11 protein-coding genes are annotated in these 12,651 nt (G+C 59.9%); 2 read left to right on the top strand and 9 right to left on the bottom strand.

The genetic code is table 11. From position 1 onward, the window contains the following. Nucleotides 1-447 precede the first annotated feature (447 nt). The 6 genes from WCA10_RS02830 to WCA10_RS02805 all read right to left on the bottom strand — a co-directional run bounded on the left by WCA10_RS02830 (nucleotide 448) and on the right by WCA10_RS02805 (nucleotide 6,578). The gene (locus tag WCA10_RS02830) at nucleotides 448-1,023 is read right to left on the bottom strand and encodes a DinB family protein (protein WP_472820972.1); all 576 of its coding nucleotides are present in this window, start codon (nucleotides 1,021-1,023) and stop codon (nucleotides 448-450) included. Between the two features lie 12 nt (nucleotides 1,024-1,035). After that, nucleotides 1,036-1,416 carry a hypothetical protein gene (locus WCA10_RS02825; RefSeq protein ID WP_472820973.1) on the bottom strand — a complete coding sequence of 127 codons (381 nt, stop codon included), beginning with the start codon at nucleotides 1,414-1,416 and terminating at the stop codon, nucleotides 1,036-1,038. 15 nt (nucleotides 1,417-1,431) lie between these two features. Next, complete coding sequence (locus WCA10_RS02820; protein WP_472820971.1) at nucleotides 1,432-2,667, bottom strand: site-specific DNA-methyltransferase; 1,236 nt, start codon at nucleotides 2,665-2,667, stop codon at nucleotides 1,432-1,434. 433 nt (nucleotides 2,668-3,100) lie between these two features. Beyond that, on the bottom strand, nucleotides 3,101-3,547 hold the full coding sequence (locus WCA10_RS02815) for a hypothetical protein (protein WP_472820970.1): 447 nt from the start codon (nucleotides 3,545-3,547) through the stop codon (nucleotides 3,101-3,103). Between the two features lie 435 nt (nucleotides 3,548-3,982). Beyond that, entirely contained in the window at nucleotides 3,983-5,926 is a 1,944-nt protein-coding gene (locus tag WCA10_RS02810; RefSeq protein WP_472820969.1) for an AI-2E family transporter, read from the bottom strand. Nucleotides 5,927-6,062: 136 nt separating this feature from the next. Beyond that, nucleotides 6,063-6,578: a hypothetical protein gene (locus WCA10_RS02805; RefSeq protein WP_472820968.1), complete on the bottom strand. Its 516-nt coding sequence runs from the start codon at nucleotides 6,576-6,578 to the stop codon at nucleotides 6,063-6,065. A 164-nt stretch (nucleotides 6,579-6,742) separates the two neighbouring features. On the opposite strand from WCA10_RS02805, the gene WCA10_RS02800 reads away from it, so the two are divergent. Further along, nucleotides 6,743-8,497 carry a winged helix-turn-helix domain-containing protein gene (locus tag WCA10_RS02800; RefSeq protein ID WP_472820967.1) on the top strand — a complete coding sequence of 585 codons (1,755 nt, stop codon included), beginning with the start codon at nucleotides 6,743-6,745 and terminating at the stop codon, nucleotides 8,495-8,497. A gap of 50 nt (nucleotides 8,498-8,547) precedes the next feature. Further along, on the top strand, nucleotides 8,548-9,207 hold the full coding sequence (locus WCA10_RS02795; RefSeq protein ID WP_472820966.1) for an alpha/beta hydrolase family protein: 660 nt from the start codon (nucleotides 8,548-8,550) through the stop codon (nucleotides 9,205-9,207). A gap of 149 nt (nucleotides 9,208-9,356) precedes the next feature. On the opposite strand, the gene WCA10_RS02790 is transcribed toward WCA10_RS02795, so the two are convergent. From WCA10_RS02790 to WCA10_RS02780, 3 genes are all read right to left on the bottom strand, one after another. Beyond that, nucleotides 9,357-10,241, bottom strand: coding sequence for a TraB/GumN family protein (locus WCA10_RS02790; protein WP_472820965.1), 885 nt, complete (start codon nucleotides 10,239-10,241; stop codon nucleotides 9,357-9,359). Between the two features lie 125 nt (nucleotides 10,242-10,366). Continuing rightward, the gene (locus tag WCA10_RS02785; protein WP_472820964.1) at nucleotides 10,367-11,023 is read right to left on the bottom strand and encodes a carboxymuconolactone decarboxylase family protein; all 657 of its coding nucleotides are present in this window, start codon (nucleotides 11,021-11,023) and stop codon (nucleotides 10,367-10,369) included. Between the two features lie 82 nt (nucleotides 11,024-11,105). Further along, nucleotides 11,106-12,651 (bottom strand): TonB-dependent receptor domain-containing protein (locus WCA10_RS02780; RefSeq protein WP_472820963.1); only part of this gene is annotated, 1,546 nt, incomplete at its 5' end.

Genomic DNA, 12,651 nt, shown 5'->3' with positions numbered 1-12,651 from the left:
TTCAGGCTTCCTTCCCCACGGTCATACGCCGCAAAGAACTTCCCTCGCAGATCGTTCGAGTATGGTTCCGGCATCTGGGTGTGCGGACAATCGCCACCTTTAGCTTGCAACACAAATGACCCCGTGCACAGTAACTAGTGAAATGCTCTAAAGGTCTGTGTGTATTGAGGATCGCTGTAGAGGTTTCAAAAGACAGGGGTTAGGTACCAGGGTTAGGGACTAGAGGGGGACTAGGGACTAGGGACTAGGGACCAGGGACTATCGAGGGCATCTGCAGAACTTGTGTGAGAGAGGATTTGCATTTGAGTTCATTGTGCGCCGGGAGGGGATAATTATCTGCAAAATGGCGGGAAGTTTTTTGCGAATGGAATGAGGGGGTTAGGAGGAATCTTTCGGAGTGGGTCTTGACGGGTTGGTGGAGTTGGCGCGCTTCGCGGGAGTTCGCCGTTACTTCCAGAGTTTTTCCCAATTCCACATTTCGGATGTGACGGCTTTGGGCAGGGGGTGGCCAAGCTGGTGGGCGAGCATCGAGATCTGGCCTCGGTGGTGCGCTTCGTGCGCGAGCATGTAGCAGAGCATCCGGGTCGGCAACTCGGGGCCCGCCGGCCAGGGCTTGGCCCAGCCGTCTCGCACGAATTGGGTGATGCGCTGCGGGCGATTCCCTTCTCCACGATTCCCTTCTCTGGTTTTTCCATTTTCGATTGCGATTACTTCGGCGAGCATCGTTTCACATCCTGCTGCGCTCTCGGCGAGCGCCTTGCGGGCCTGCTGCGGCGTGCAGTGCGCGCGGTTGAGCTGGGCGGGGATTTTCAGATGCGGCGCGGTAAGCCTGATCCACTTGGTGCGGACGTTGTGCATGTGGGTGAAGATCGCCGCGATGGTGCGGACGTTGCCGGGCGGCTTCGCTGTCCAGACGGCGGGAGCGAGATGGGAGAGGAGGAGCTGGTTCAGGCGCTCGTTGGCGGCGAAGATGCGGAGGGGGGATGGGGTGGGGCGAGCGGCTTTGCGTTGACGCGCGGGCATGGTTTGCTACCCCTATGTTGCACCGTCCCACGGAAGCGTGAGGTTTTCTTTTTCCGTTTTGGCGCGCGGGGCTTTCTTGAATGTGGCGTCGGCGCGGTGGACTGGGTATGCCGGTTGTTTGCCGTCGAGAATTTGTTGGATGGTGAGAATTTGCAGGCGTGGATAGGTGCTGCGGTCGCTCGACGTGTAGAGTCCGGCTTCGGCGGCTTCGCGGAGCATGGGCTTGGTGGGTTCTTCGAAGCAGATGAACGCGCCCATCTCTGCCTTCTCACGGTCGAGCACTCCGACGAGGTCGCGAATTTGGGGGACCGAAACTCCGCCCGCTTTCACTGAAAAAATGATTTGCTTCGACTTGCCTGAATTGTCGTCGTGGAAATAGAGGCGGCCATCGATGCCGCGATCTGCGCCTTACTTCTGTTCGGCGGGTCGTGCTCCGACCTGACCGAGCGCCCACCATTGGAACTGGTACTTATCTTCGGCGGCGAGGGCAGCGGCTCCGGTGTAATCGGTGGGCTCGCCGATCACATCGTAGGTAGTTTTGATCTCCGGGCCGAATGCGTCGGTGAGGCGCTTCTTGATGAGGCCAATGGCCAAGTGGGTGATGTCTATGCCGATCCAACGGCGGTTGAGGCGCTGCGCGACTTGTACGGTGGTGCCACAGCCGCAGAATGGATCGAGGACGAGGTCGCCTTCGTTGGAGCTGGCTTTGATAATGCGCTCTAAGAGGGCCTCGGGCTTTTGTGTGGGGTAGCCTAGGCGCTCTTGGGCTTGGGAGTTGATCGGATTGATATCGGTCCATACATTGCCGAGAAGTACCCCATGCATTTCATCCAAATATCGCTTCAAGCGAGGGCGTTTTTCCTTTGATGCGGGGTACCAAATGCGATCTTCTGCGTCGGGCTTGGTCATCGTCTCTCGCGAGTATCGCCAGCCGTTTGGTGGCGGTGGGAAGCCTTTCCACTCGTACGTCATGTTGGGTCGAGGCTTCGGGCTCGTCATGTTGTCGAGCGTGTAGGGTCTCCCGTCGCTTCCTTTTTGACGATACTTCGAAGCGATGTACTCCTCGCCGTGCGCTTCGTAAATCGAGTTCCAAGTTGGCGGTCCGCCCTTCACGTAATAAAGAAGCGTGTCTGAGACTGGACTCCATCGCTTTGCGTCGCTGTGAGTGTTGGTTCGTTTCCAGATGATTTCCGAGCGGAAGCTTTGCGGTCCGAAAACCGCGTCCATCAGAATCTTCAAATAATGGCTGGCGGTGGGGTCGCAGTGGAGATAGATGGAGCCGGTTTCTTTGAGTACGCGGCGAAGCTCGACGAGGCGCGGAGCCATCATGGCTAGATAGGCCATCATGTCGCTGCCAAAGAGAAAGGTGCGGAAGGCGCGGAGAGCGTCGGCAACGCGGCCTCCGCGCTCTACGATGTGTTGATATGAGCGCTCGGCGTCGATGTTCCACTCCCATGTGTCCTCGAAGGCGTGGATTTGAGAACTTGATTGCGAGCCATCTTTCTCGGCGAAAAGGACGTTGTAGTCCTGGCGGGAGTTGAAAGGCGGATCGAGGTAGACGAGATCGACAGACTCGTCCTTGATGTAGCGCTGGAGGACTTCGTAGTTGTCGCCGTAATAGAGCTGGTTTTTGGGAGCGGTCACGGTTGGAACGAGGGTAGCATCTGGAACGCACGGCTGAAAGTAACTGAGCGTGTTCGAGAGAGTGGTGGCTGCACCTATGGTTGCGGTGGTGCTAGCGAAAAAACAGAAGCAGATCCTTCACTCCGCATACCCCACTGCGTGGGGCCCCAAGCCGCTACGTTCAGGATGACAACATGTGTTAATGATCGTGTGGCACGACTGAACTCGTGCCCCTTCAAAGCTGCGCGTGGGCGCGAGTCGGGGTTGCGACGCGCGGAATGGAAGGGGCACGTTCAATTGTGGTGGTGTGAGCGGAAGGACAAAAGCAGATCCTTCGCCCCGCTTGCCCCATGAACGGTTGTTCATGGGGCCCCAAGCTGCGGGGCTCAGGATGACACGGTGGTGGTGGCGGTGCGCTTATGGATCGAGCGTAAGCGCGGTCCAATCCGCGCGGTTATGCGGCGGCGGAGAGTTTGCCTCTGAGGTTTTGGAGGCGTTCGGCTTGGGAGACCAATGCGGCTTTTGCTGGGTCGTTGGCGGGGAGGCTTGCTGCTATCAACGACACGGCGAGGCCGGCCTGGTTGACGTGCTTGGGGCGGGGCGGGGTTCCGCAGAATTCGTCGATGTCGGCGGCGAGGGTGGCGCTGACGCCGGCGGCGAATCCTTCGCTGCCTTTGACGTTGGCGGCGACGTGGGCGACGGCGGCGGTTTGCGCGAGTCGCTGGGTGAGCGCGGCGAGGGCGGGTTCGACTTCGGCTGCTTCGCGCTGCGCTTCAGTGACGGCGGAGCTTTTGGCGAGGCTGGCGAAATCGCGGACGTGGGGAGCGATCCACCAGGGGACTTCGAGATCGCCAGGAACGTCGACCATGCCGAAGCGTGTGTAACCGTTGATGAGCACCATAGGGACACCTTCTCGGAGGGAACGGGGGATTTCATGCGTGATGGGCACGCGTGAGGGGGATGTTCACTCCGCCTTTTCTTAATAGTGATTTTTGGCGGTGGGGCGTTACGGGGTAGAGAAGAAACCTGTGAGGGGCGGGGGCTGATTTGTGGTTTCCCACTCATGACGCAAGAGGCGTCGGGAGCAAAACAAAAGCAGGTCCTTCGACTTCGCTCAGGATGACGGGCTTATTGGGGTTGGGGAGAAAAACAAAAGCAGATCCTTCGCCCCGCTTACCCCACTGCGTGGGGCCCCAAGCGTGCGGGGCTCAGGATGACACACCTTGGTTTCCCTTTTGCGTGAAAGCGTGCCGGGCTCGGGATGACACACCTTGGTTTCCCTTTTGCGTGAAAGCGTGCGGGGCTCAGGATGACACGGCACTGGTGGAACTATTGGCTATGCGGCGGTGTCGGTGGGGGTAGCTACTAGGTTTGGGGAGTTGTCGAGGGGATCTTCTAGGGCGGGGTGGGGTTCGGTGAGGGTGTAGGCTTCGGCGATGGCGTCGGCTATTGATGTGGAGATGTGAAGTTCTTCGGTGCGGCTGATCATCTGGGCGGCGCGGGCGGGGTCTTCGTTGTAGTGCCATATTCCCATGACAATCTTGAGCGCGGGATTTGCCCTGCGGAGGCTGCGGAAGATGCGATTGGCGCGGGCCATGGCGACGGGCGGCATTCCGGAGAGGAAGACGAGGTCGGGCTTTTGTTCGGCGACGGCGGAGACGGTTTCGTCAATGCGCTGAATGGGAATGCAGGTGGAGTGGAATCCGGCCTGATCGAGGACCTGGGCGAGCATGGTGGAGATGAGATCGTCGGAGCCGTCGCGGACGGGGATGACGACGACGGTACAAGCAGGGACAGAGGGACTCAGGGACATAGGGACAGAGGGACTGGCTGAGGGACCGGGGACAAGGGACGCCGGGACTGTGTCTGCGTTGTCCGATGCAGCGTGGGCGAGCTCGTTTTTTTCTTCCAGGGCGCGGAAGCCTAGTTCGTCGACCATTTCGGAGGTGCTGGAGCGGATGAAGCGGACGGTGGAGTCTTCGAGTTCGCCTCTCTGGCGTTCCATTTCAACCATGGTGAGGGCGGGGATGAGGATGGAGTCGTAGACGGAGGCGAGGGACTGGTCTTTGAGCGAGGACTGGAGGATGTCGGCGGCTTCGCGTTCGTCGCGGGCGAGCATGCGCTGGTAGAAGGCGGTGTAGGGCGGGATGACGGGCTGATCGCCGAGGAGGACGGCGAGGAATTCAAGCGAGGGAATATGGCTGCCCATGACGACGAGGCAGACGGTGAGAGGGACGGAAAGGATGAGGCCTACGGGGCCCCAGATGAGGGTCCAGAAAGCGGCGGCGATAAGGACGGCGAGGGTGGAGAGGCCGGTGTGGTGGCCGTAGACGCGGGGCTCGACGTAGTTGGCGGTAACGATTTCGAGCACGACGAAAAGGCCGAAGATGAGCGCGGTGTGGGTCCAGCCTGGGAAGACGGCGAGCGAGAGCAGGGTGGCGGAGAGAGCAACGACGGGGGCCCCGATGTAGGGGACGAAGCGGCAGAGGAAGGCGAGAGCTCCGAAGAGAAACCAATGTGGAAGTCCGATGAAATAGAGCGCGACGCAGACGAGTGATCCGTAGACGATGTTGACGGCGACCTGGAGGAAGAAGTAGCGGGAGATGCGTCGGCTGGCGTCGCCCATCGCCTGGGTCATGCGGGAGAGGTTGCGGTCGCCGGAGAGATGGATGAGGCGGTTGCGCAGGTCCTCGCGTTGGAGGAGGACGAAGAAGGTGAAGACGACGGAGAGTAGCGCGGTGGTGAGGGGCTCGATGATGCCACCCAACTGATCGAGGCGTCCGCTGGGGCGGCCGACTTCGCGGACCTGGACGGGACGATCGGGAGTGGTGCCGATGGGATTGGCGTCGCGCTGGCCGGGGGCCGGGAGGGCGCCGGTGGAGTTGGCGATACCGAGCTCCTCGCTGATTCGCTGGATTTCTCGTTGCGCGCGGCTGTAAGCGGAGTTGCTGGGACTGTGGAGGGCCTGCATCTTTTGCGCGATGTTGCCGCCGTAGGTGGGCAGATCGTTGGCGATGGCAACGAGCTGGGTGAAGATGGTCCAGGTGGCGACGCAGAGAAGGCCGGCGAAGACGAGGATAACGAAAAGGGCGGCGATCGGGCGCGGGAGGCGCAGGCGTTCAAGCAGGGCGACGACAGGGGCGAGAAGGAAGGCGAAGAGGATGGCGAATCCCAGGGGGAGCAGGAGGACTTTGGCGAGATAGAGGACGGCGATGGCCAGGACCGCGACGGTAATGAACCAGAGCTGGGTGAGTATGCGTGCGGTGGACGAGGGGTTCATGACTCTCCGGGGCGGACGGCTGCCTTAGGTGAGATGCGGAGAGCGGGAAGGGAGACCGGGGAACAGGGACCGGGGACGCAGGGATTAGGGGACTGGGCGGATCTTGGGGATGATCCGCCCGGTCGTCTAAATGGAGTTATTGAAGGCGGGCGGCGGTGGCGGTAGCGCAGGCGTGCATCGTGACAATGGGCGCGCCAGTAGCATCGTAGAAGTCGACGAGTGCTCTATCGCTCCACCGGCTGCCGTCATCGCTGAGGGTGATGGTGTGTGTAATTTTCTGGGTTCCCGCCTGGAATGGGCCGCCCGAGAACAGGATGAACGCAACGTCGCTGGCGGTGTAAGTTTCGTACCTGGATCTGTCCCAGTTGCCGATGCCGATGCTGCGCTGGCCGGGGAGGAAGCCGGGATTGGCGGTGGTTTCAGTCACGGCGCCGCCACGGGAGAAGAGAAGCAACGAGGTGAACTTCCCTTTCGGGGCGAGCGTGTTGCAGTCGAAGACAGAGACGTTGACCCACCACGCGCCTTCGAGGCTGCGGGGGGAGGCGGATTCCGGGAACTCGGCGTGGAGGGGGACCAGGGCGGCGAACCACGTGGCGAAGATGGCGAGCCAGATGACGCGGACGAGGATCTGGAATTTCGAAACTGAGGGCATGGTGGCGATCTCCTTTGGGGAAAGTGACTTGCAACGACAAGGACACGGTAGCGGGGATTCAGTGGCGAAGTCTTGAGGATCGGTTGAGGATTTGTGCCGGAAATGTTGAGGAGGGGTTCAGTTGATCCTGCTAGAATCGCCGCACATTCAGGCGGGCAGAGGGAATGACCGAAAGACCGCAGGTTTCATACGAGTTTGCCAACTTCCGGCTGTTGCCGCGGGAGAAGCAGTTGGTGTGCGAAGAGCGCCCGGTGAAACTGCAGCCGAAGGTCTTCGACACGTTGCTGCTGCTGGTGGAGAATCACGGGCGGCTGGTGGAGAAGGACAGCTTTCTGAAGGGTCTTTGGCCGGATACGTTTGTGGAAGAGGCGACACTGGCGCATTGCGTGTCGGAATTGCGGCGGACGCTGCGCGCGGAGGGCAACGGCGTGGAGTTTATCGAGACCGTTGCGAAACGAGGATATCGATTTCTGTCGCCAGTAAAAATGACGGAACTGGGCGCGCCAGTTGAGGCGACGTCGGCGTCGGTGCTTGCGGTGCTGCCTTTTGAAAACCTGGGACCGGAGACAGAACGCGGATACCTGGCGGACGGGTTGACGGAAGAAGTGATCGCGGCGCTGGGGCAGATCGATCCGGTGCGGCTGGGCGTGATTGGGCGGACGACGATCATGCGATACAAGCATGCAACGAAGTCGCTCAAGGAGATTGGCGGCGAGTTGAAATCGGCGTTCCTTGTGGAGAGTTCACTGCGTAGCGAAGGCGGACGGATCCGGGTGACATCGAAGCTGGTGCGGGCAAGCGACCAGGTGCAGATATGGTCGGCGACGTACGACAGCGAGCCGAAGAGCATGTTGGCGTTTCAGCGCGAGCTGAGCACGACGATTGCGCAACAGATAAGTCTGCGGCTTTCTCCGGAGAGGCTGGATGCGCTGGCGCGAAGGCAGGCGCACAATCCCGAGGCGTACGACGCGTATCTGCAAGGGCGCTATTACTGGAACCTGTTCACTCCGGCGACGACGCGAAAAGCTGTCGAGTGCTACTTGCGCGCGACGCAGCTTGATCCAAATTATGCGCTGGCATGGTCGGGGCTTGCGGATGCGTATGCGTCGAGCCCGATCCACGCGGACGCGCGACCCGCCGATGTTTGGGAAAAGGCGCGGCATGCGGCGGAACAGGCGATTGCGGCGGAACCGGAGCTGGCAGAGACGCAGACGTCGTGGGGGTTTGTAAAGTTCTGGCTGGACTGGGATTGGGCAGAGACAGAAGTGGCATATCGCAGGGCGATTGCCATTGATCCGAACTACTCGCTGGTATACCGGCTTCTTGGAATCGCACTGGCGCATGCAGGGCATCGCGAAGAAGAAGCGCGGCAGGCGATGGACCGTGCGCGAGCGCTTGACCCGTTGCAGGCGATGCACCATGCGCTCTCGGCGCAGGTGGCATTCCTGGCGCGGGACTACACGGGAGCGCTGGAGTTTGCGCGCCAGGCTTCTGTTGTGTTGTCGGACTTCTGGATTGGGAATCTGCAGATGGCGCAGGCATACGAACAACTCGGCGAGTACGAGCAGGCTTTAACGGCGCTCAGCCGCGGTGGCGGCGCGGGCGGTGAGAACAGCAAGGTGTTCTCCCTGCGCGGATACGTGCTGGCCAAGATGGGAAGGACGGACGAAGCCGGGCAAGTGCTGCAAACGCTGGAGGCCATTGGCCGGCAGAGGTATATGCCGCCCTATGCGATAGCGCTGGTGTATGCGGGGCTTGGCGATGTGGACGCAGCGTTCGAGTGGCTGGAACGCGCTGTGGAAGCGCACGATGTGCATCTGGCAATGCTGCCGTCGGATGCCAAGTGGGATGGGCTGCGCCGGGATGCGCGGTTTGCCGGGCTACTGGGGCGCTGCGGGCTCCCGTATCGCAGTTCTTAGTTACAGTTATCAGTCATCTGTTCTCAGTTGTCAGTTATAAGTGATCAGCATTGGACAACGAAGAGTACAAAGACGACTCCATCAAAGATGCGCCAGTGCGAGGGCTTCTGCATCGGGCCCGCGGTGTTGATGCAGATGGACTGGTGCTGACGCATGGGGCGGGAGCGAATTGCCAGACACCTCTGTTGAAGGCGCTGGCGGAGGCATTTTGCGCGGCGGGCCTGACGGTGCTGCGATGCGATTTGCCGTTCAGACAGGCGCGTCCGCACGGGCCACCGGTGCGCGGAAGCGGCGAACGCGATCAGCAAGGGCTGCGCGCTGCGGTGTCGGCGCTGCGACGGGAGACGACGGGCAGAATTCTTCTAGGCGGACACTCGTATGGCGGGCGACAGGCTTCAATGCTCGCTGCAGCTGCGCCTGGAGTCGTTGAGCGGCTGCTGCTGCTTTCGTATCCGCTGCATCCACCGAAGCGGCCGGATCAGATGCGGACCGCGCACTTCCCTTCTCTACAGACACCGGCAATGTTTGTGAGCGGGGAGCGGGATGGATTTGGATCGAAGGAAGAGATGGAGGCAGCGCTGAAGCTGATTCCGGCGAGGACGGAGCTGCTGATGGTTGCAGGTGCGGGACACGAGTTGATGACGCCGCGGAATCGGGCGGAGCTGGTGGAGCGCGTGGTGGAGAGGTTCCTTCAATTTGCGAAGGGTTAGATGATCATCGTACTTTCCCATGTCTCAAGGTCGAGAGATGGGGCATCCGCCACCCGGCCAGTGCGGTAAAAAAAGCAACTGCGGGTTCCTCCACTCCCATTGGTCGGTCGGAATGACAAGGCGTAATTCTCGTTGACGAGGATGCCTCGCTATTCGCGGGTGACTTTGTAGCCTTGCTTTTCGAGCATGGCGGGGACTCCTTCGTTGCCTACGAGGTGGCCTGCGCCGATGGCTACGAAGGTGACGCCGTCGCCTTTGAGCAGGTCCCGGATCTGCGCGGTGAAATTCTGGTTGCGCTTGACCACGAGGGTCTGGAAGAGGTCGGGGTACTTGTCGCGGAACTCGGCGTTGTTGAGTTTGTCGAGCGCATCGACATCGCCGGCGGACCAGGCAGCGAGCAGCTGCTTGAATTTGTCGACGGCGGAATCGTAATCGTCGAGTTCGGAGACGAGGAAGTCGACTTGCTGCTTGTCGGGCATGTCGGCGAGATAGTGCATCTGCTGCTCGGCGGTTTCGAATCCTTTGACGGGCTTGTTGGCTTTGACAAACTCAGGTTTGAGCTCCAGCTCGACTCCGCTGTTGGGATCGTAGCCGGCTTGCATGAGAGGAGTAAGACTGAGCATGAGGGCAGCGAGCCAGGGCTTCATGGATTCGAAAACGGCCTCTCCGCCCGGCATGCCCGTGCTGGCTGCATCCTTGGTGAGCTTGGCGAGTTGATCGGGAGTGAGTTTGGACGAGAGCGGATGTTCCTGATCCATGCCGAGCTGCATGATGAGGGGCTGCATGGACGCGGCGTCGTCGACGTTGGGGATTTCGAGCCATAAGGACTGGCTTTGCTTGATAGCGGCGTCGATCTTGGGCGACGAGCGCCAGGGGTCGTCCTTTGCGAGCGCATGGACGGTGCCAAACAGATAGACGGTGGAGTGCGGTCCCTTGACGACCCAGATGGCGGGCTCGGCTTGCGCGGAAAGTGCGACGGTAAAAATCGCGGCGAGAAATAGTGCCAGTGAGATGAGTCTCCGACTCCGGCGCATGCGAGGTCTCCTGGGAGGGTGATGCTGTGAGTATAGCTGGAAAAACCCGCACAGCGAAGGATATGACCGCCGGCTCCAAGTTGGAGAAAAGCCGCTTTTCTGCTATTCACAACCAGAACACCTTGTCAGGATGACAATCCCTGAGCAGAGGGGACGGCTGCAGAATCGAGAAGCGCCATCATGTTCTGGCTCGGGAGGCCGAACGCATTTGCGACTGTATTGCAGAATGCCAACATGGCGGCGACGTGGACTGCTTCAGCGATTTGCTCTTCGCTCCAACCTGATGCGATCAGGACGAGAACGTCGGAGCGTGTGGTTTTGAAGGACGCCTTGTTGACTTGTTCGAGGTAGCGGAGAAGCTGGGTCTCGGATTCTGAAAGGCCTGCGGCATCGAGATTTCCGGCAGCAAGGCTTTGCGCGGTTTCCTTAGCGACCCCATGAGCAACGAGAAAGAATCCGTGACTGTCCGTGCAGTAGGGACAGGCATTGAGTTGCGAGATCCAGGTGGCGATGAGTTCTTTTTGCCTGCGAGAGAGGTGTCCTTCGTTGAAAAGCAGGGACGAAGAAATATCCACCATCTGGCGAGTGAAGGCAGGATTGGTTCCGAAACATTTGAGAATGCCGGGTACATCCCGGCGGCCGGTTTGATCGCGAAAATATTGATACGCCAACGCGGTGTCGCCCTGCGCATCCTTTTCTTCGATGAGCTTGATTTTGGTTTCCGATGTTGGCGGGGGATTTGTTCGCAACTTCGCTAAAAGCTGGTATTCCAGTCGATCCACGGTATTCCCTCGACAGAATTGTAGACGCTGAAGTGGCGGTTAGAGCGGCCGACGGAAACGCAGGCCGCTTCCCTGCCCTTGTTTAGAAGCTGAACTTTGCTGCGAGTTGGAAGGCGCGCGGACCGCCGGAACCGAAGACTCCACCGGCCGTGGAAACGGGCGTTCCAAAGCTGGACGAAAAGTTTGGATTGTTCTGATCCGGCGAGAGGGTGTTGGCAAAGCCGGAGTAGTTGAGGTTGCTGACGCCGAGAATGTTGGTCGCGTTGAAGGTATTGAAGGCTTCACCGAGCAGGTTGACGGTGTAGCGATCACCGAGATGGAACGATCGATCCAAGCGAAAATCCAGTGAGTTGAAGCTGTCGTTGAAACGCGCTTTTGGGCTGACCTGGGGAAGGATTACGTTGCCGTTGGCGCTGGCCTCGTAGACTCCGCCGGCCGCGTTGGTGGCGGCGATGAATGCGTTGAGTTGCTGCGCATTGTGAAATTTGCGACCGCCGGCATTGCGCTGCAAGGTGGGAACGCGCTCGCTGCCATCGGGAAGCAGGATGTCCATCGGGACGCCGGAAGCGATGGTCCAGATAGGCGCGAAGTGGAATTGAAGGGGCAGATTGGCGATGCCTGACATGACGAGACGATGGCGCTGGTCGTTGGGGGGTGGGCCGTATTCGTCCTGCAGATTGGTGGGATCGATGGGCGAGTATTCGAAGGGAATCTGGTCGTCGTTGGCGTAGTTGAAAGCCTTGGCGAGAGTGTATGCGGCGTCGAACTCGCCGTACTTCGCAAAGCGCTGACGAACGCTGACCCAGAGCGCATCGTACTTGGTGTTGACGGCGGACTCGAGATCGGTGACATTGTCGGGACCCTGCGTGTCAGGGTTGTAGACGGTGCCGACGGGACGGCCGATGATAAAGCGCGTGCCGAGATTGTGAACGCCATCCACTTTGACGAGAAGACCGCGGCCAATTTGCTTTTCGATGCCGAGATTGAACTGCTGCACCATGGGATTGCGCATGTGGTTGCTAATGACGTCGATGCCGGCAGCGCCCGCGCCGGTGAAGACGAATCCGCTGAATGGGCTGGAGAGTACCTGAGGTGCGTACGGCTTGAAGGTGCCATCCTGATTCAGATAGATGGGAACGCCGTTCTGGTCGGTGATGACGTTGCCGGCGGTAACGTTGAGTGCGAGGGCGCGGCCATCGAATCCTTTTTCGAGCGAAATAATTTCGAGAGTGATGCGGTCGTAGTAGATTCCGTAGCCGCCGTGGACGCTGAGATCGGGATTCTCGGCGTAGTTGAACCCGACACGCGGTCCCCAGTTGTTGAAGTCGCGATGGCGCGTGCCCTGATAGAACGATTGAACGATGGGGTTGCGCTGGCTGTACCAGCTCAGGTTGTTGAGATTCGAATCCATTTCCCAGCGAAGGCCGAGATTGAAGGTGAGTTTGGAGAGGGCTTTCCAATCGTCTTGAGCGAAGAGCGCGAAGTGGTAGCTATCGTCGTTGGGTAAATCGAGTGGACGCGTGGGCGTGGAACTGCGCAGCGCAACAGCGAACAGCAGATCGTTGTCGTCAACCTTGCCGTCCTGGTTGCGATCGAAGTCAGGGAAGTCTTCGACGGTCTGGATGTTG

It is taken from the genome of Occallatibacter sp. (assembly GCF_049582745.1).
Lineage (GTDB): Bacteria > Acidobacteriota > Terriglobia > Terriglobales > Acidobacteriaceae > Telmatobacter.
Note: the sequence above shows the minus strand (reverse complement) of the source record. Positions and strands in the feature narration are given on the sequence as shown.